The organism is Leclercia sp. 1548, assembly GCF_050435045.1.
GTDB lineage: Bacteria > Pseudomonadota > Gammaproteobacteria > Enterobacterales > Enterobacteriaceae > Enterobacter > Enterobacter adecarboxylatus.
Map to the genome: position 1 here is coordinate 254,745 of NZ_JBNDJP010000003.1, position 18,125 is coordinate 272,869.

An 18,125-nucleotide genomic window follows, 5' to 3' on the forward strand; every position below is an offset into this window, starting at 1 on the left:
CGATACTTTTTTTGTATCGATGGTATGCGAAGGTGGCGGAATTGGTAGACGCGCTAGCTTCAGGTGTTAGTGTCCTTAGGATGTGGGGGTTCGAGTCCCCCCCCTCGCACCAATAACCATGATTGATATTGCTCGCACTGGGCGAAGGTGGCGGAATTGGTAGACGCGCTAGCTTCAGGTGTTAGTGTCCTTAGGATGTGGGGGTTCGAGTCCCCCCCCTCGCACCAACGAGGCGATATCAATACAATAAGATGACTGTGCGAAGGTGGCGGAATTGGTAGACGCGCTAGCTTCAGGTGTTAGTGTCCTTAGGATGTGGGGGTTCGAGTCCCCCCCCTCGCACCAATTATCTTATCTCTCCTGATTTTCTCTCTTGTTACCCTTTCAGTTCAGATTCATCACCAGAACCCACATTCCCGCAATAAGCGCAACACATGATGGCAGCAGCACAAAGTGCCGCAGTTGTTTATGCCAGATCATGGCGGATGACATGAGTAATCCCGACACGATAATCAGTTTCCAGACCGCCAGCGACAGATCGGTAAATGCCAGCCCGGCAATCATCGCTCCCGGCAGTATCACTCCCCATCCACTCCCTAACGCTCTGCTCAACATGATCTGTCTCCCAACCCGATAATGATAACCAATATCATATGACATAATTTCTCATTTGTCAGCGTGGGCTTATGTGAGGCTTAATTGTGTAAAACATCTTGCGCCCGGTTTTATCTATAGTTAGGATTGGCAATCATTATCATTTAGATTTTTATCCAGCCCAATTATGGCCATACGCTCTGCACACGTCATTGAGAATGTCATCTGGCAAACCCGCCTTCCGGCCGGGCCTTCAGGGCTTGCGGATGCGGTGCGTGACGCCATTGCCGAGACGCGTGCGCATATGCTGGATGTCATCAAGCTGGATGAAACGCCTCCGCACCATGCCCTGACGCTGGCACAGTGGCAACGCCCTGCCGAGCTACAGTCATTGCTGGCCACCTACTCCGATCATATCTACCGCAACCAACCTACTCTGGCGCGCGAAAACAAGCCGCTGCTGTCGCTTTGGGCGCAATGGTATATCGGGCTAATGGTACCGCCGATGATGCTGGCTCTGCTTACCCAGGACGTGGCGCTGGATCTCTCCCCTGAACACTTCCACGTTGAGTTTCATGAAACCGGGCGTGCCGCCTGCTTCTGGATCGACGTCCAGGAAGACAGCCAGACCACCTCGCTTTCTGCACAGCAACGAATGGAAGTGCTGATTACCCGGGCGCTGATCCCGGTGGTTGAGGCGCTGGAAGAGACAGGTGAGATCAACGGCAAACTTATCTGGAGCAATACCGGATATTTAATTCACTGGTATCTGACTGAAATGAAAACCCTGCTGGGTGATGAGAAGGTAGACGCATTGCGTCAGGCCATTTTCTTTGCTCGCCAGCTGTCGGATGGGCGTGATAACCCGCTTTACCGCACCGTGGTGCCGCGCGACGGGCTGCTGGTGCGTCGTACCTGCTGCCAGCGTTATCGCCTGCCGGATGTTCAGCAATGTGGGGACTGCACGCTTAAATAAACGAGTGCGGCCTGATGCCCTCACCCTCTCCCAACAAATACTAAAAACGGCGACCTCTGGTCGCCGTTTTGCTTTTACCTATGCCACCTGCTGACTTTCTTCGTCGGCACGTTGGGCCTCTTCGGCTTCCTGCGCCAGCAACTGCTTCTCGTACACTTTAAAGAACGGGTAGTAGATGATGGCAGAGACGAGAGCTAACAGCAGCACGAGTACCGCCGCACGGAAGTCCCAGCCCAGCGCCCATGCGGCACCCACAGGCGCAGGCGCTGTCCACGGCACCACGGAAATCACCCGGCCAATCAGATCCAGCTTCATCGCCGCCCACGCCAGTACCGCATTCACCATCGGTGCCAGCAGGAATGGAATGAAGAACACCGGGTTCATGACGATCGGCGTACCAAAGATCACCGGCTCGTTGATGTTGAAAATACTTGGCACCACACTTAACCGGCCAATCGACCGCAGGTGCGCCGAGCGGCTGCGCAAGTAGCAGAACACCAGCCCCATCGTCGCCCCGGAACCCCCAATCACAATGAAGAAGGTCCAGAACGCCTCCATAAAGATGTGCGGCAGCGGCGCGCTCTCCGCCAGCGCGGTCTGGTTCATCCCCAGGTTGGTCAGCCAGAACATCTGCAGCATCCCGGAGACAATCGCCGCCCCGTGGATCCCCGCAAACCACAGCAGATGGCCGATCAGCACCGCCAGCAGGATCGCCGGCAGCGAATCCGCAGCAGACACCAGCGGTTTAAAGATGGCCATAATTGCCTGCGGGATCAGCATGCCAAATTCCGACTGGATAAACAGGCTCAGCGGATAGAGGGTTAACACCACCACCAGCACCGGGATCAGCAGATCGAAGGAGTTTTTGATCATCGGCGGCACCTGATCGGGCAGGCGGATACCGATGTTGTGCGCTTTCAGGAAACGCATCATCTCCACGCAGTAGATCGCCACCAGAATGGCGGTAAAAATCCCCGTCCCACCGAGGCTATCCACCGGCAGCGCACCTTTGGTTTTTGGCGCCGCAATCAGCAGGAAGGCCATCAGCGACAGCATGGCGCACATGAAAGGATCGAGCTGGTGCAACTTCACGTAGTGCTTGCCGAGGTTGTAGGCGATAGCCGCGCAAATATAAAGAGACATCACCCCCATCGTCATGTCGAACGGGGTCAGGATCTGGCCTTCAAACTGTTTCGCCATATCCAGCCAGGCGCGGGCAAAGCCCCAGGTGGTATCCGGTGAAAACGGCGGATAGGCAAACACTAATAAGAACGAGCCGACAATCATAAACGGCATGGCGGAGATAAAGCCGTCGCGGATCGCCATTACGTGACGCTGGGAAGAGATGCGTCCGGCAATGGGGCTGACATAGTTTTCAACAAAGCGGAATATCAGGTTAAACGCAGCATGGTTGGCAGACATAACGGCTCTCCTGTCAGACGATCGTTTCGGGCGCAGTTACGCCGCTCGGTGTTCCATATACCACTTTCACCACCTTGCTGGTTCGCTTACCAGCGGTACTGCTCAAACGGATAGGTTTCATAATCGACTCTTATTATTTATTGGATACAGGGGAAATGACGTAATCAGTATTAATCTCCGCTTCCCGGTCTGCAACCGGTTACTGTAACCGGTTTCCGTGATTGTGAAGAGGATCCAGAAATCGCTGATGTTGGAGTTTTGTTACTTAGGGAATATTTACAGAGCATAATTTCTTATGACAGATTACACAGCGTATTTTTCTGGAGGAAACAATGAGTTTGCAGTCTGTGCGTCAGTTTTTTGCTGACCATGCTCCCGACGTAGAAGTTATCGAGCTGGGTCAAAGTACCGCTACCGTTGCGCTGGCTGCCGAGGCGCACAATGTCGCGCCAGGGCAAATAGCGAAAACGCTGTCCCTGAAAATTAAAGATGAGGTGATCCTGGTCGTCGCCAAAGGTGATGCGCGCCTGGATAATAAAAAGCTGAAGCAGACCTTTGGCGCAAAAGCCCGGATGCTGAGCAGCGATGAGGTGGTGACGGTAACCGGGCACCCCGTCGGTGGCGTATGCCCTTTCGGGCTGGAAAACCCGCTGGCGGTCTACTGCGATATTTCGCTCAGGCAGTATGCCGAAGTCCTGCCTGCTGCTGGTGCCATTCATAGCGCGGTGCGCATTTCACCGGAACGCATGGCCGAGCTAACCAAAGCCACCTGGGTGGACGTTTGCCTGTAACCCCTGCGCCAGATGTGACTCTGGCGCAGACAGGTTATTACGCGTCAGGAATGGAGCGGAGAGAGGAAGTGCAGCGCACGGTGGTCGGGTATGGGAAACAGCGTCAAAATATCTGCCGCATCCAGTAACCCCACATCGGAGTGCACACCGAGCTTCATCATGGCATTAAATTTATGCGCCCGAATGGTTTTGATATTGCGCTCCAGCTGGGTGGCAATTTGCGCGAGGGAATAGCCACACGACATATACTGCAAAATGGCGCGCTCGGATGGGCTTAGCAACCGTCCCCGATGAATATTCCAGTGATGCAGCTTGCTGTCATTCGCCCGCCGGGTCTCGCTCAGCATTTTGCTGAGCTGCTCCTGCAACGTGGCCAGCGAATGAGATTTCAGAAGAATACCATGCAAACGTGACGGCGAAAGCTGGTTTATCAGGCTTGCTTCTTTTTCGTCTGACGCCAGGACAATGCGCTGAATCATGCCGTGGGTAGCAGTCAACTCCTTGATGCACAGCAGACAATTTCGTCGCTCTTCACGCTCATCGGAGAGAGAATAAATCAACGTTGAATACGGAACAGAATTAAGGGTGGATTGAAAACTGGCGATGTTATTAAAAAGGTGTACTTCGTAAGCATTCAGTGATGGGCTGGCAAAAAGGTGTTTCAGCCCCATAGCACTCATCATGCACTTTTCGACGATAGCGATATGTCTTTTCGCGGCACTCTTTTCCATTCGTCTTGCTCTCCATAGGCTGAGAATAAATTCAGCTCTTTCATTCCCTTGGTGCTGTTAATCCACGCGTACATTTCGGCATTACTGGTTAAAGAGAGTCGCCTCATGGCGCTATTCTTTTGCGCGCTTACCGTTTTATTACTTTTCTTCAGTAATGTAGCGATCTGATTAATTCCCCATCCTTTGCCGAGCAGGCGCAGTACTTTGCGCTCTGAAAAGGTCAACATGACGTCATCCTGAGCATCATGAAACTCTTCCGCCGCGGGTTTTAACAACGTCTGACTAATTCGTTCAGCGCGTTCACTCCCGGAACGAATCGCATTAACCACAACGTCAATGGACTCCATATCGGAAAGTAAGGTACTTTCTGGCCGCATTAAGAGCTCGACAGCGAAGGGATAAATGGCGCGCGGAACCAGATAAATCCAGTGAATATCCCGATACTGGTTTTGTAGCTTGTAAAACTGTTCACAGAGGCTGCGCGCATTGCGCGGGTCGCCAGACAGATCCGCAATGACAACAAAGGCACGGCGTAACTGAAGAAGCGTCAGCTCCTCCTGAGACCGGCTAAACGCGTGTTCGCAGTCTGGAAAATAACGAGACATAATGCTGCCGAGACCGGTTTGCATTATGGGTGATTTACTGATGATTATTGCGCTTTTACAATTTATAGATGACATTGGCGCTCCGAATCCATTCATAAAGTCATTTCACGTCTTTCATCCAGTTGAAATACCCATTTCTTTTACAGGGCGACGTAAAAATGTAATGTTTTTCCTTTTTCATTAGCTGAGCGAAATGAGAATGCGAAAAGAATCCGCATCACAAATTTATACACCGCCAAAATCGGCATTAATGTCGCAGAATCCGCACGAAATGTTAAGCCTCTGGTCATAATATTATCCTAAACAGGATATTAGTTATTCTAAATATAAAAATTATAAATATAGATATATTAAACCCATAGAAAATAATAATTAGTCACCCTGCATTTCCGAAAACCTTAGGTCGCTAATCGGCTTAAACCTTGATCTAACCCAGAGTAAGCCTCACCGGGTTGTGTGCTACAAGTAACCCTTCTGACCATCCAACCGTCACTCTCTCCTCAGGGCAACAGATGCAGGCAGATCAGTCATCACAACGCACCGCCACGCGACTGTGTATTCAGTGCGGCCTTTTTTTATTGCAACATGGCGCAGAGAGCGCGCTGGTCGAGGAATTGTCCACACGCCTGGGGCTGGCGCTGGGGATGGACAGCGTGGAGAGTTCCATCTCGTCGAATGCCATTGTGCTGACCACCCTGAAAGCAGGCCAATGCCTGACCTCCACGCGCAAAAACCAGGATCGCGGGATCAACATGCACGTTGTCACCGAGGTGCAGCACATCGTCATCATGGCGGAACATAAACTGCTGGATGCGCAGGGGATCGAAAAACGCTTCAGCCAAATCAAGCCGCTGCGCTATCCGCGCTGGCTGGTGGTGATGATGGTCGGCCTCTCCTGCGCCTGCTTCTGCAAGCTCAATAATGGCGGCTGGGACGGTGCCTTTATCACGTTAATTGCCAGCACCCTCGCCATGTACGTGCGTCAGGTGCTGACCCACCGGCATCTGCACCCGCAAATTAACTTCTGCATTACCGCCTTTGTCGCCACCACGGTGTCTGGTTTACTGCTGCGGATCCCGGCATTCGCCACCACGCCCACTATCGCCATGGCCGCCAGCGTGTTGTTGTTGGTGCCGGGATTTCCACTGATTAATGCCGTGGCCGACATGTTTAAAGGGCATATTAATACCGGCCTGGCGCGCTGGGCGATCGCCAGTTTGCTGACCCTGGCCACCTGTATCGGGGTGGTGATGGCCATGACGTTGTGGGATCTTCGCGGATGGGCGTAATCGAATTTATAGGGACTCTGGCCCAGGACATGCTGCTGTCGGCTATTCCGGCGGTGGGTTTTGCCATGGTGTTTAACGTTCCCCGCCGCGCCCTGCCGTGGTGTGCGCTGCTGGGGGCGATTGGGCATGGCTCGCGGATGGCAATGATGACCGCCGGGCTGAATATCGAATGGTCAACCTTTATGGCCTCGATGCTGGTTGGCAGCATTGGGATCCAGTGGTCGCGCTGGTATCTGGCCCACCCGAAAGTCTTTACCGTCGCGGCGGTCATCCCGATGTTTCCGGGCATTTCGGCCTATACCGCCATGATTTCAGCGGTGAAAATTAGCCATTTTGGCTACAGCGAAGCGCAGATGATCCTGCTGCTGACCAACTTCCTGAAAGCCTCGTCGATTGTCGGCGCGCTTTCGATCGGGCTGTCGATCCCCGGGCTGTGGCTCTATCGCAAGCGCCCCCGGGTCTGAGAGTTGTGTTCTCCCGCTGCCGTGGCGATAATCCTGTGTTCTCATGTGGCTAAGTAAGGAACGGATGTGTCTCACCCTGACAGCGAACACGCAGAAAACAGCGACGGATCCCGCCTGAAAGACAAAATTTTTCTCAGCGCCCTCTCGCTGTTTGCCGAGTACGGACTGAACGGCGCGCGCATGGAGCAAATTGCCGAGAAAGCAGGCACCACTAAACGCATGGTGGTGTATCACTTCAAAACCAAAGAAAACCTGTATCTGCTGGTGCTGGAGTATGTCTATACCCAGATCCGCGCCAGTGAAAAGCAGCTCAGTCTGGATGCCCTGCCGCCGGTCGAGGCGCTGGTGCAGCTGGTCGAAACCACCTTTGATTATCATGCTGACCACCCGGACTACATCCGCATTATCTGCATGGAGAACATGCAGCGCGGGCGGTACATGCAGCAGTCGGCGCTGCTGCGCCAGGTGAACCGCAGTGCGCTGGATCTGCTGGAAACCATTCTTGAGCGTGGCAAAGCGAAGCAGCTGTTTAACCTGACGGTAAACGCCCGCGATCTGCACCGCCTGATCAGCAGCTTCAGCTTTCATTATGTGGCTAACAGCTACACCTTTACCCTGCTGTTTGAAGACGGGGCTGACGAACAGGCCCAACGTCAGCACTACCGAAAGATGGCGGTTCAGGTTGCCTTGCGTTATACCTGTCCATAGCTTGCACACAACCCAGAGATAAGGATCCCAACATGTCTTTAGAGAAAGTTGTCTATACCGCCAGAGCCAAAGCCACCGGAGGCCGTGATGGCCGCGCCACTTCGTCTGACGGAGTGCTGGATGTCAAACTGGGCGTTCCCAAAGAGATGGGCGGCGCGGGCGGTGAAGTGACCAACCCGGAACAGCTGTTTGCTGCGGGCTATTCGGCCTGTTTCCTCGGTGCGATGAAGTTTGTGGCTAACCGCGACAAAATCACCATGCCGAAGGACGCTTTTATCGAAGGGGAAGTGGGTATCGGCCCACTGCCAACCGGGTTTGGTATCGAAGCGAAACTGAATATTCACCTGCCGGGGATGGACGCCGCCGAGGCGAAAAAACTGGTCGATGCGGCGCACATTGTCTGCCCGTACTCCAACGCCACCCGCAACAACATTGATGTGACGCTGAACATTATCTCCTGATTTTTCAGGGGGGCAGGAAGTGGCTATCAGACCCCTGCCTGCCCCCCTCCTCTCTGTGCTACCATAAGCCCATATCACGTCCGCAGTAATCCAGTAGAGAAGTATTATGTCTTCCAGAATCCTGACCACCAGCGTCACTGGCATTGATGCCTTTATGCACGATCCCCGCGGCGTGCTGGCCAATGCTGAAGGCGGTACCGTCGCCATTTTTGCCGATAACGCACCGGCTTTTTATGCGATAACGCCACAGCGTCTGGCTCAACTGCTGGAGCTGGAAGCGCGCCTGTCGCGCCCGACCAGCGATGTCACTCTGGATAATCAATTTTTCGACGAACCCACCAGCGCCCCGATTGCGGTGCCGATAGGCAAATTCGCCATGTATAACGGCTGGCAGCCCGACCCCGACTTTCAACGCCAGGCGGCGCTGTGGGGCATTGCCCTCACCCAGCCCGTCGCCCCGGAAGAGCTGGCCGCCTTCACTGCTTACTGGCAGGCGGAAGGGAAAGTCTTCCATCATATTCAGTGGCAGCAAAAGCTGGCCCGCAGCGTACAGATCAACCGGGCCAGCAACGGCGCACAGTCAAAACGCGACGTGAATGCCTTTTCAGAACCGGATAAACAGATCCCCCACGGATTCCGAGGTGCCAAATGAAAGAGTTCGGCGAACTGATGAAGCGTCTGCAAAAGATCATGCCGGCCAACGTCAAACCGGCTTTTACCACCGGTGAAGAGCTGCTGGCGTGGCAGAAAGAGCAAGGTGAAATCCGCGCCGCGGCGCTGGCCCGGGAGAACCGCGCCATGAAGATGCAGCGCACCTTTAACCGCTCCGGTATTCGTCCCCTGCATCAGAACTGCTCCTTCGACAACTACAACGTGGAGAGCCAGGGGCAGCTAAAAGCCCTGCAACAGGCGCGCCAGTACGTCGAAGAGTTTGACGGCAACATCGCCAGCTTTATTTTCAGCGGCAAGCCGGGCACCGGCAAAAACCACCTTGCGGCGGCCATCTGCAACGAGCTGCTGCTGCGGGGCAAATCAGTGCTGATTATCACCGTAGCCGACATCATGTCGGCGATGAAAGACACCTTCAGCAACCGGGAAACCAGCGAAGAGCAATTGCTGAACGATCTGAGCAATGTCGATCTGCTGGTTATCGATGAGATCGGCGTGCAGACCGAATCACGCTATGAAAAGGTGATCATCAACCAGATCGTCGATCGTCGCTCCTCCTCGAAGCGCCCCACCGGCATGCTCACCAACCACAACGTGGATGAGATGACCCGCCTGCTCGGCGAGCGAGTGATGGACCGCATGAAGCTCGGCAACAGCCTGTATGTCATTTTTGACTGGGAAAGCTATCGCAGCCGCGTTACCGGTAAAGAGTATTAGGATATTTTCCCGGGAACTCCGGTGCTGCGGGGGTTTATACTGCCTGCCAATCCGCCCCGGCGGGCAACCGACAGAGTAGCCTTTTATGAAAACACATTTTCTTCTCAGCGCCGCAGTAAGCGCACTGCTGGTCACCGGTGCGGCACAGGCGGCGGCACCTTCCTGGCAGGATTCGCTTAACAGCGCCGCCAGCCAGCTCGGTGCGGGCAACAGCACTACCACCACCCAGAACGGCGGTCTCTCCCTCTCCTCCCTGACTGGCCTGCTCAGCAACGGCAGCCAGTCGCTCAGCGCCAGCAACATGAATAACGCGGCCGGGATCCTCGAATACTGCGCCAAAGAGAAGCTGGCCTCGATGACCGATGCCACCAATATTAAAAATCAGGTGCTGGGGAAATTAGGGCTGGAAACCCCGGAAGAGCAGCAGCAGGACACTAACTATCTGGAAGGAATTCAGGGTCTGCTGAACGCCAATAACGGCCAGCAACTGAATCTGGAAACCATCGGCAACACGCCGCTGGCGAAAAAGGTTAAAGCCCAGGCCTGTGATTTTGTCCTGAAACAGGGACTCAGCTTTATCTCCTGATCCTCTCGCGCCGCGACAAGCGTTGCGGCGTGTATTCCCCTGCATAAAGCGACGCCCGTCAAACATTGCATTTTCTAAACCAAATCCTAACAACAGCACATTTCCGTGACACTACAATTGCAGCTAAATGGCATCGCCATTACATTGTATAACCCAAAAATTATACAGTTAGTCCGCTAATCAGCGGCTGTCTTTGTTGAGGATAAGCTGTTGTCAGAGTTTATTTCTATTGCCCTGTTTATTGCCTCTGTAGTGATTTACGCCCGTAAAGCGGGACGTAATACCTGGTGGTTTGCCATCACGCTTCTGGTGCTGGGGCTTTTTGTCGTTTTAAACATTACCCTCTATGCCAGCGACTATTTTACCGGGGACGGGATTAACGATGCCGTTCTCTATACTCTGACCAACAGCCTGACCGGCGCCGGGGTTAGTAAGTACATACTTCCTGGCGTTGGCGTGGTGGTTGCGTTGGTAGGCGTGTTTGCTCTGCTGGGTTGGATCCTGCGCCGCCGCCGTCACCATCCGCACCATCTCGGCTACAGCCTGCTGGCGCTGGTACTCGCGCTCGCCTCGGTGGATGCCAGCCCGGCGTTTCATCAGATCACCGAGCTGGTGAAATCCCAGTCGCGCGACGGCGATCCCGACTTTGCGGCCTATTACAAAGAGCCGGGTAAAACGATTCCGAATCCGAAGCTGAACCTCGTCTACATCTACGGCGAAAGTCTTGAGCGCACCTATTTCGATAACAACGCCTTCCCTGATCTCGCCCCGGAACTGGGGGCCATCAAGAACGAAGGGATCGATTTCAGCCACACCGCGCAGCTGCCGGGCACGGACTACACCATCGCCGGGATGGTCGCCTCCCAGTGCGGCATCCCGCTGTTTGCCCCCTTTGAAGGCAACGCTTCGGCCTCGGTCTCCAGCTTCTTCCCGAAAAATATCTGCCTTGGCGATATCCTGAAAAACTCCGGTTATCAGAACTATTTCGTGCAGGGTGCCAACCTGCGTTTTGCCGGGAAAGACGTCTTCCTGCAATCCCACGGCTTTGACCATCTGTACGGCGCAGAAGAATTAAAAACCACCGTTGCCGATCCTTCTTATCGCAACGACTGGGGTTTTTACGACGACACGGTGCTGGATGAAACCTGGAAAAAATTCGAGGAGCTGTCGCAGTCTGGCAAGCGCTTCTCGCTGTTTGCCCTGACGGTAGATACCCACCACCCGGACGGCTTTATCTCCCGCACCTGCCAGCGCAAGAGCTACGCGATTAACGGCAAACCGAATCAGTCGTTCAGCGCGGTGGGCTGTAGCCAGGAGCATATCGCGGCGCTGATCGAAAAAATCAAAACCTCGCCGTACTTCAAAAACACGGTGATCGTGGTCTCTTCCGACCATCTGGCGATGAAAAATAGCGCCTGGGATGAGCTGAACAAGCAGGATCGCAGCAACCTGTTCTTTATCCTGCGAGGCGACAAACCCCAGCAGGAAGTGATGGCCGTGAAGCGCAACACCATGGATAACGGCGCAACGGTGCTGGATATTCTCGACGGGGATAACTTTATCGGCCTTGGCCGCAGCAGCCTCTCCGGGCAGTCGCTGTCAGAGGTGTTCCTCAACATGAAGGACAAAATGCTGGCGTGGAAACCGGACGTTATCCGCCTGTGGAATTTCCCGAAAGAGCTGAAAGATTTCACCATCGACAGCCAGAAAAATATGATGGCCTTCTCCGGGAGCCACTTCCGTCTGCCGCTGCTGTTGCGCGTTTCCGATAAGCGGGTCGAACCGATGCCGGAAAGCGAATACTCGACCCCGCTGCGCTACCAGCTGGCCGACTTCGCCCCGCGGGATAACTTCGTCTGGGTCGACCGCTGCTACAAAATGGGCCAACTGTGGTCGCAGCCGCTGGCTCTCTCCACCGACTGGTGTGTTTCCCAGGGTCAGCTGGGCGGCGAACAGACCGTGCAGCGTGTCGATAAAGCGCAGTGGAAGGGCAAAACGGTCTTTAAAGAGACCGTTATCAACACCGACCGGTATCAGCACAACGTTGATACGTTGAGAGTGTCCGATAACGATATTCGCTACAAGGCGGATAGCTTCATCTTCAACGTGGCCGGTGCCCCGGAAGAGGTCAAGCAGTTCAGCGGTATTTCGCGCCCGGAAACCTGGGGACGCTGGTCGAACGCGCAGCTGGGGGATGAGGTGAAGATCGAATACAACCAGCCCCTGCCAGCGAAGTTTGACCTGGTGATCACCGCTAAAGCCTGGGGGGAAAATGCCAATAAACCGATTCCGGTGCGGATTGGGGATAAAGAGCAGACGTTAACGCTCGGTAAGGACGTCACCACCACCACGCTGCACTTCGACAATCCGTCGCGCAGCAGTACCCTGGTGATTGTCCCTCCTGCGCCGGAATCCACTAACGAGGGGAATATCCTCGGCCACTCCCCGCGCCAGTTGGGGATCGGCATGGTGGAGATTAAAGTGGTTAACGCTGAAGGCTGATTGACTCAAAAACAGCGCCCGGACTCACCCCGGGCGCTTTGTTCGTACGAAGCATGTTGGTAAGGTTCGCGGGAATTGTCCGGCGACGCGGCACTTGTGGAGAACTGTTGGTAAGGCTTTGAGAAATTGTCAGGCGGCGCGACGTTCGCGCGGGTCTACTCGTAAGGTTCTCAAAAATTGTCCGGCGACGCTGCACTTGCGGAAAACTGTTGGTAAGGCTCTGAGGAATTGCCAGGCGGCGCGACGTTCGTGCGGGTCTACTCGTAAGGTTCTCAAGAATTGTCCAGCGGCGATGCGCTTATGCGGGCATGTGGAGAAAGGTTTTGAAGGCCGGGTAAGCGTAGCGCTACCCGGCCATCTCCAGCGCCCTGCCTGAACAGGGCGCTGTGCTACATCAGAAGGTTTCCCAGTTATCACCGCTGTCAGCAACGACTGCTTTACGCGTCGTCACAGGCGTTGCAGCGGTTTTCACCGCCGCGTTTGCGCGGGCTTTCTGCTGATCCTGCTGAATACGGAACACCGCCACGGCCTGAGTCAGGCGGCTCGCCTGCTCTTCCAGTGCCGCCGCCGCGGCTGCAGATTCCTGCACCAGGGAGGCGTTCTGCTGCGTTACGCGATCCATCTCGGCGACCGCCAGACCCACCTGGTCGATACCGCGGCTCTGCTCATCGGAAGCAGAAGCGATTTCGCCCATGATGTCAGTCACGCGGGTAACCGCGCTGACGATCTCGCCCATGGTTTCACCGGCGCTCTCTACCAGAGTAGAACCCAGCTCAACGCGACCTACGGAGTCTTCAATCAGGCTCTTAATTTCGCGTGCAGCCTGGGCGCTGCGCTGTGCCAGGTTACGCACTTCACCGGCAACAACCGCAAAGCCACGACCCTGCTCACCGGCACGCGCTGCTTCAACCGCGGCGTTCAGTGCCAGGATGTTGGTCTGGAAGGCAATGCCGTCGATCACGCTGATGATGTCAGCAATTTTCTGCGAGCTACCGGCGATGTCACGCATGGTCTGCACCACGTTATCCACCACTTTGCCGCCCTTCTGCGCCGTCTCGGACGCGCTCAGCGCCAGATGGCTTGCCTGACGGGCGTTCTCGGCGTTTTGCTTCACGGTCGCAGTCAGCTCTTCCATGCTGGCTGCGGTCTCTTCCAGCGAGGCCGCTTGCTGCTCGGTACGGGAGGAGAGATCGTTGTTGCCCATGGAGATTTCGCTCGCGCCGCTGTAAATGGCGTTGGCGCCATTACGCACGTCACCCACGGTACGCATCAGTTCAGCCTGCATATGGCGCAGCGTATCGGCCAGCTGGCCCATCTCGTTAGAACCGTCCACCTCGATGCGCTTCACCAGGTCGCCGCTGGCGATATGGCGAATGCTGTCAGTCAGGCGGTTCAGCGGAGAGATCAGGGCGTGACGGATACCGACCCAAACGCCGACAATCACCACCAGCACCAGGATCAGCACGCTTAACAGGATCCAGATCGCCTGGCTGTAGGAGCTGTTGCTGTCATCGACGGCGGTCTGATACAGATGATCGTTCTGCTGCAGATAGTTAACGTACTGCTTCTCAAAGCCGTCCTGATAGCCCTGGGTCGGCTGATCGAAGAATTCATTGATCTTGCCTGCACCCAGCAGTTGGATCAGCTCGGCCAGCGCGCCGTGATAGATATCGTAGTTACGTTTGATTTCCAGCGCGGCACCTTCGCTCTGACGCGGGTCACGCGGCAGGGCTTCGTATTCCGCCCAGCTTTTTTCCGCCTGCTTCAGGGAAGCAGAAGCAATCTGCATCAGATCGTTCACGGTCGCGCCGCTACCGATGTTGTTCTGATCCATCATGTAGCGGATGCCCGCGCGGTTCAGGGTGTTACGGGTTTGCAGCAACGCTACCCAGCTGCTGTTAAGCGTGGATTGTTGCTGACGAATGGTTTGCAGGACGGTGAAGTTTTCTTTGTCATGCTTCAGGGCATTAAAGAAAAGACCACCGGATGTGAGTTGTAAAAGGCCAAAAATAACCAAAACCAGCAATAAGCTGGTAACAATCTTGATACGATTTAACATGATTTCTCATTCCACCAGACAGGTACAGAATTTTCGGCCTGGGAAGCAAAAACTTTACGGAAATCATCCTGGAATTTGTGGCTACTCCTCTTCTTCCGGCGTTATGACGTGCCGGTTTCCAAGTTCAATAAACTCCTGCAGCAGCGCGGTCAGCTGCTTCATCTTCTCGGGCGAATATTCCATTTCAATGCGCTGATAGGCCTCTTCCACCTGCGCCTGAGCCAGCTCATACAGCGCGTTGCCCTCTTTGGTGAGGGACACATACAGCTTGCGCTGGTCGTTAAGCGGCTTTAAGCGCAGCACCAGCCCGTCGCGCTCCATGCGCGTGAGGATCCCGGTCAGGCTCGGGCGCAAAATGCAGGTGCGAAAAGCCAGATCGTGAAAATCCATCGACGGATGTTCTGCCAGCACACGTACGATCCGCCACTGCTGCTCCGTCAGATTGTGCTGCTTGATAATCGGGCGAAAAAAGGTCATCGCGGTTTCCCGCGCCTGGAGTAGTGCGATAGTTAACGAATCGTGCATGGCGCTCCCACCTCAACATCATTAATAACGAAACAATCAATGCCTCACGCGGCTTTACGGTGCCAGCGGCGCGGGTAAAAAGTCTAACAGATATCACATTAAAATTTCAACTTATTGATTTATATAAAAACAAACAAATACATGTAAATTTATTGTTATTGATATCACAAATTATTTACTTCCGTTTGCCAAACGCACAGCGAGGGTCTAAAACCTATTCATTAACATATTAATGAACTCAAAACCCGCCAGCCGGGTCCGAGGAGAAAGGAATGAAAGGTACTGTTTTCGCGGTGGCACTCAATCACCGCAGCCAGCTCGACGCCTGGCGCGACGCATTTCATCAGCCCCCTTACAACACGCCGCCAAAAACCGCCGTCTGGTTTATCAAACCGCGCAATACCCTGATCCGCTCCGGCGATGCCATCCCGCATCCCGAAGGCGAACAGGTGATGAGCGGCGCGACGGTGGCGCTGATTGTTGGCAAGACCGCCACTCACGTCAGCCCGGAAGAGGCCGCCGACTACATTGCCGGTTACGCGCTGGCGAACGAGGTAAGCCTGCCGGAAGAGAGCTTCTACCGCCCGGCGATCAAAGCCAAATGCCGGGACGGTTTTTGCCCTGTGGGTGAGCGCGCGTCGATCGCGAATATTGATAACCTCACCATCATCACCGAGATCAACGGCCAGGAAGTGGATCGCTGGAACACCGCCGACCTGCAACGCAACGCCGCCACCCTGCTGAGCGAACTGAGCGCCTTCGCCACCCTCAACCCGGGCGACGCCATTCTGCTGGGCACCCCACAGTCCCGTGTGGCCCTGCATCCGGGCGACAGCGTGCGTGTACTGGCAGAAGGGCTACCGACGCTGGAAAACAGTGTGATCAACGCCCGCGAGCTGCCTGCGAACCGCACCTTCGCCTGGCCGCTCTCCACCAGCGGCACGCTGTTTGCCCTGGGGCTGAACTACGCCGATCACGCCAGCGAGCTGGACTTTAAACCGCCCACCGAGCCGCTGGTGTTTATCAAAGCGCCCAACACCTTTAACGCACATAACCAGTCCTCGGTGCGCCCGGACAACGTTGAATACATGCACTACGAAGCCGAGCTGGTGGTGGTGATCGGCAAAACCGCGCGCAACGTCGCCGAAGCCGACGCCATGGAATATGTGGCGGGCTACACGGTGTGTAACGACTACGCGATCCGCGACTACCTGGAAAACTACTACCGCCCTAACCTGCGGGTGAAGAGCCGTGATGGCCTGACCCCGATTGGCCCGTGGATCGTGGATAAATCGGCGATTGCCGATCCGCACAACCTGACTCTGCGCACCTGGATAAACGGCGAGCTACGCCAGCAGGGCAGCACCGCCGATCTGATCTTCAGCATCCCGTTCCTGATCGCGTATTTGAGTGAATTTATGACCCTGCAGCCGGGCGACATGATCGCCACCGGCACGCCAAAAGGGCTGGCTGACGTGCGTCCGGGCGATGAAGTAGTCGTGGAAGTGGAAGGCGTTGGCCGTCTGGTCAACCGGATTGTGAGTGAGGAGACGGCAAAATGAAAAAGATTAACCATTGGATCAACGGCAAAAACGTGGTGGGTAATGAGTACTTCCACACCACTAACCCGGCCACTGGTGAGGTGCTGGCTGAAGTGGCCTCGGGCGGTGAAGCCGAGATCGGCCAGGCAGTTGAGGCCGCAAAAGCGACGTTCCCGAAATGGGCCAACCTGCCGATGAAAGAGCGCGCGCGCCTGATGCGTCGTCTGGGCGATCTGATCGACCAGAACGTGCCGGAGATCGCCGCGATGGAGACCGCCGACACCGGCCTGCCGATCCACCAGACCAAAAACGTGCTGATCCCGCGTGCGTCGCACAACTTCGAGTTCTTCGCCGAAGTGTGCCAGCAGATGAACGGCAAGACCTACCCGGTCGACGACAAGATGCTCAACTACACGCTGGTGCAGCCGGTGGGGGTATGTGCCCTGGTCTCGCCGTGGAACGTGCCTTTTATGACCGCCACCTGGAAGGTCGCGCCCTGCCTGGCGCTGGGCAACACCGCGGTCTTAAAGATGTCTGAGCTGTCGCCGCTGACCGCCGATCGTCTTGGCGAACTGGCGCTGGAAGCGGGTATTCCGGCAGGCGTGCTGAACGTGGTGCAGGGCTATGGTGCCACGGCAGGTGACGCGCTGGTGCGCCATCAGGACGTGCGCGCCGTATCCTTTACCGGCGGCACCGCCACCGGACGCCGGATTATGCAGACCGCCGGCCTGAAAAAATACTCCATGGAGCTGGGCGGCAAATCGCCGGTACTGGTGTTTGAGGATGCCGACATCGAACGCGCCCTGGATGCCGCCCTGTTCACCATTTTCTCGATCAACGGCGAACGCTGCACCGCCGGCTCACGCATCTTTATCCAGCAGAGCATCTACCCGGAATTCGTAAAACGTTTTGCCGAACGCGCCAACCGCCTGCGGGTAGGCGACCCAACCGATCCAAACACCCAGATCGGGGCGCTGATCAGCCAGCAGCACTGGGAGAAAGTCTCCGGCTATATCCGCCTCGGCATTGAAGAGGGTGCCACCCTGCTGGCGGGCGGGCCGGACAAACCGACCGATCTGCCTGCACACCTTCGCGGCGGCAACTTCCTGCGCCCGACCGTGCTGGCGGACGTCGATAACCGCATGCGCGTGGCGCAGGAGGAGATCTTCGGGCCGGTGGCCTGCCTGCTGCCGTTCAAGGACGAAGCGGAAGGGCTGCGCCTGGCCAACGACGTGGAGTACGGCCTGGCGTCCTATATCTGGACCCAGGACGTCAGCAAGGTGCTGCGCCTGGCGCGCAACATCGAGGCGGGCATGGTGTTCGTCAACACCCAGAACGTGCGCGACCTGCGCCAGCCGTTCGGCGGCGTGAAGGCCTCTGGCACCGGGCGTGAGGGTGGCGAGTACAGTTTTGAGGTGTTCGCGGAGATGAAGAACGTCTGTATCTCCATGGGCGACCACCCGATTCCGAAGTGGGGGGTATGAG

General features: G+C 55.7%; 18 protein-coding genes and 3 tRNA genes. 15 read left to right on the top strand and 6 right to left on the bottom strand.

Annotation, left to right across the window (positions count from 1 at the left end):
* The first annotated feature begins 26 nt into the window (after positions 1-26).
* From ABIE02_RS10720 to ABIE02_RS10730, 3 genes are all read left to right on the top strand, one after another.
* Positions 27-112, top strand: a tRNA-Leu gene (locus tag ABIE02_RS10720).
* A 29-nt stretch (positions 113-141) separates the two neighbouring features.
* Positions 142-227: transfer RNA gene (locus ABIE02_RS10725), tRNA-Leu, on the top strand.
* 32 nt (positions 228-259) lie between these two features.
* Positions 260-345: transfer RNA gene (locus ABIE02_RS10730), tRNA-Leu, on the top strand.
* Positions 346-384: 39 nt separating this feature from the next.
* On the opposite strand, the gene ABIE02_RS10735 is transcribed toward ABIE02_RS10730, so the two are convergent.
* Positions 385-615, bottom strand: a complete 231-nt coding sequence (locus ABIE02_RS10735) for a DUF1435 domain-containing protein (protein WP_032616400.1) — start codon at positions 613-615, stop codon at positions 385-387.
* 166 nt (positions 616-781) lie between these two features.
* Here ABIE02_RS10735 and fhuF point away from each other — a divergent pair, with 166 nt between their 5' ends.
* Positions 782-1,570, top strand: a complete 789-nt coding sequence (fhuF, locus tag ABIE02_RS10740) for a siderophore-iron reductase FhuF (RefSeq protein WP_032616398.1) — start codon at positions 782-784, stop codon at positions 1,568-1,570.
* Positions 1,571-1,648: 78 nt separating this feature from the next.
* Here fhuF and ABIE02_RS10745 read toward each other — a convergent pair whose 3' ends face one another.
* Entirely contained in the window at positions 1,649-2,992 is a 1,344-nt protein-coding gene (locus tag ABIE02_RS10745; protein ID WP_336994888.1) for a PTS sugar transporter subunit IIC, read from the bottom strand.
* 332 nt (positions 2,993-3,324) lie between these two features.
* On the opposite strand from ABIE02_RS10745, the gene ABIE02_RS10750 reads away from it, so the two are divergent.
* Complete coding sequence (locus ABIE02_RS10750) at positions 3,325-3,783, top strand: YbaK/EbsC family protein (RefSeq protein ID WP_032616395.1); 459 nt, start codon at positions 3,325-3,327, stop codon at positions 3,781-3,783.
* A 44-nt stretch (positions 3,784-3,827) separates the two neighbouring features.
* Here the strand turns inward: ABIE02_RS10750 and bglJ are convergent, their stop codons facing one another.
* The gene (gene bglJ / locus ABIE02_RS10755) at positions 3,828-4,463 is read right to left on the bottom strand and encodes a DNA-binding transcriptional activator BglJ (RefSeq protein ID WP_032616399.1); all 636 of its coding nucleotides are present in this window, start codon (positions 4,461-4,463) and stop codon (positions 3,828-3,830) included.
* On the bottom strand, positions 4,463-5,194 hold the full coding sequence (locus ABIE02_RS10760) for a helix-turn-helix transcriptional regulator (protein WP_032616394.1): 732 nt from the start codon (positions 5,192-5,194) through the stop codon (positions 4,463-4,465). The genes bglJ and ABIE02_RS10760 overlap by 1 nt, the downstream gene beginning before the upstream one ends.
* Before the next feature lie 437 nt (positions 5,195-5,631).
* On the opposite strand from ABIE02_RS10760, the gene ABIE02_RS10765 reads away from it, so the two are divergent.
* From ABIE02_RS10765 to opgB, 8 genes are all read left to right on the top strand, one after another.
* Positions 5,632-6,408: a threonine/serine ThrE exporter family protein gene (locus ABIE02_RS10765; protein WP_032616393.1), complete on the top strand. Its 777-nt coding sequence runs from the start codon at positions 5,632-5,634 to the stop codon at positions 6,406-6,408.
* Complete coding sequence (locus ABIE02_RS10770; RefSeq protein ID WP_336994889.1) at positions 6,399-6,872, top strand: threonine/serine exporter; 474 nt, start codon at positions 6,399-6,401, stop codon at positions 6,870-6,872. Before ABIE02_RS10765 ends, ABIE02_RS10770 begins: the two co-directional genes overlap by 10 nt.
* 66 nt (positions 6,873-6,938) lie before the next feature.
* Positions 6,939-7,580 (top strand): TetR family transcriptional regulator, encoded by a 642-nt coding sequence (locus ABIE02_RS10775; protein WP_032616391.1) that lies wholly within the window; start codon positions 6,939-6,941, stop codon positions 7,578-7,580.
* Positions 7,581-7,612: 32 nt separating this feature from the next.
* Positions 7,613-8,041: an organic hydroperoxide resistance protein gene (locus ABIE02_RS10780; RefSeq protein WP_032616390.1), complete on the top strand. Its 429-nt coding sequence runs from the start codon at positions 7,613-7,615 to the stop codon at positions 8,039-8,041.
* 106 nt (positions 8,042-8,147) lie between these two features.
* Complete coding sequence (gene dnaT, locus ABIE02_RS10785; RefSeq protein ID WP_280713725.1) at positions 8,148-8,693, top strand: primosomal protein DnaT; 546 nt, start codon at positions 8,148-8,150, stop codon at positions 8,691-8,693.
* Positions 8,690-9,427, top strand: a complete 738-nt coding sequence (gene dnaC, locus ABIE02_RS10790) for a DNA replication protein DnaC (protein WP_032616388.1) — start codon at positions 8,690-8,692, stop codon at positions 9,425-9,427. Before dnaT ends, dnaC begins: the two co-directional genes overlap by 4 nt.
* 85 nt (positions 9,428-9,512) lie before the next feature.
* On the top strand, positions 9,513-10,013 hold the full coding sequence (locus tag ABIE02_RS10795; RefSeq protein ID WP_032616387.1) for a DUF2501 domain-containing protein: 501 nt from the start codon (positions 9,513-9,515) through the stop codon (positions 10,011-10,013).
* 210 nt (positions 10,014-10,223) lie between these two features.
* On the top strand, positions 10,224-12,515 hold the full coding sequence (gene opgB, locus ABIE02_RS10800) for a phosphatidylglycerol--membrane-oligosaccharide glycerophosphotransferase (RefSeq protein ID WP_336994890.1): 2,292 nt from the start codon (positions 10,224-10,226) through the stop codon (positions 12,513-12,515).
* Between the two features lie 394 nt (positions 12,516-12,909).
* Here the strand turns inward: opgB and tsr are convergent, their stop codons facing one another.
* Both tsr and hpaR read right to left on the bottom strand, forming a co-directional pair.
* The gene (gene tsr, locus ABIE02_RS10805) at positions 12,910-14,574 is read right to left on the bottom strand and encodes a methyl-accepting chemotaxis protein (protein WP_032616384.1); all 1,665 of its coding nucleotides are present in this window, start codon (positions 14,572-14,574) and stop codon (positions 12,910-12,912) included.
* Positions 14,575-14,655: 81 nt separating this feature from the next.
* Complete coding sequence (hpaR, locus tag ABIE02_RS10810; protein WP_103792693.1) at positions 14,656-15,099, bottom strand: homoprotocatechuate degradation operon regulator HpaR; 444 nt, start codon at positions 15,097-15,099, stop codon at positions 14,656-14,658.
* Between the two features lie 272 nt (positions 15,100-15,371).
* On the opposite strand from hpaR, the gene hpaG reads away from it, so the two are divergent.
* Both hpaG and hpaE read left to right on the top strand, forming a co-directional pair.
* Entirely contained in the window at positions 15,372-16,661 is a 1,290-nt protein-coding gene (hpaG, locus tag ABIE02_RS10815; protein ID WP_144884291.1) for a 4-hydroxyphenylacetate degradation bifunctional isomerase/decarboxylase, read from the top strand.
* Entirely contained in the window at positions 16,658-18,124 is a 1,467-nt protein-coding gene (hpaE, locus tag ABIE02_RS10820; protein ID WP_336994891.1) for a 5-carboxymethyl-2-hydroxymuconate semialdehyde dehydrogenase, read from the top strand. Before hpaG ends, hpaE begins: the two co-directional genes overlap by 4 nt.
* Position 18,125 lies beyond the last annotated feature (1 nt).

Coding starts and splice junctions, on each gene's coding strand:
- ABIE02_RS10745 (WP_336994888.1), bottom strand. CDS start 2,992: ATGTCTGCCAACCATGCTGCGTTTAACCTGATATTCCGCTTTGTTGAA.
- ABIE02_RS10770 (WP_336994889.1), top strand. CDS start 6,399: ATGGGCGTAATCGAATTTATAGGGACTCTGGCCCAGGACATGCTGCTG.
- ABIE02_RS10765 (WP_032616393.1), top strand. CDS start 5,632: ATGCAGGCAGATCAGTCATCACAACGCACCGCCACGCGACTGTGTATT.
- bglJ (WP_032616399.1), bottom strand. CDS start 4,463: ATGAGTGCTATGGGGCTGAAACACCTTTTTGCCAGCCCATCACTGAAT.
- ABIE02_RS10760 (WP_032616394.1), bottom strand. CDS start 5,194: ATGTCATCTATAAATTGTAAAAGCGCAATAATCATCAGTAAATCACCC.
- ABIE02_RS10750 (WP_032616395.1), top strand. CDS start 3,325: ATGAGTTTGCAGTCTGTGCGTCAGTTTTTTGCTGACCATGCTCCCGAC.
- ABIE02_RS10735 (WP_032616400.1), bottom strand. CDS start 615: ATGTTGAGCAGAGCGTTAGGGAGTGGATGGGGAGTGATACTGCCGGGA.
- hpaE (WP_336994891.1), top strand. CDS start 16,658: ATGAAAAAGATTAACCATTGGATCAACGGCAAAAACGTGGTGGGTAAT.
- hpaR (WP_103792693.1), bottom strand. CDS start 15,099: ATGCACGATTCGTTAACTATCGCACTACTCCAGGCGCGGGAAACCGCG.
- dnaT (WP_280713725.1), top strand. CDS start 8,148: ATGTCTTCCAGAATCCTGACCACCAGCGTCACTGGCATTGATGCCTTT.
- hpaG (WP_144884291.1), top strand. CDS start 15,372: ATGAAAGGTACTGTTTTCGCGGTGGCACTCAATCACCGCAGCCAGCTC.
- dnaC (WP_032616388.1), top strand. CDS start 8,690: ATGAAAGAGTTCGGCGAACTGATGAAGCGTCTGCAAAAGATCATGCCG.
- ABIE02_RS10780 (WP_032616390.1), top strand. CDS start 7,613: ATGTCTTTAGAGAAAGTTGTCTATACCGCCAGAGCCAAAGCCACCGGA.
- fhuF (WP_032616398.1), top strand. CDS start 782: ATGGCCATACGCTCTGCACACGTCATTGAGAATGTCATCTGGCAAACC.
- ABIE02_RS10795 (WP_032616387.1), top strand. CDS start 9,513: ATGAAAACACATTTTCTTCTCAGCGCCGCAGTAAGCGCACTGCTGGTC.
- tsr (WP_032616384.1), bottom strand. CDS start 14,574: ATGTTAAATCGTATCAAGATTGTTACCAGCTTATTGCTGGTTTTGGTT.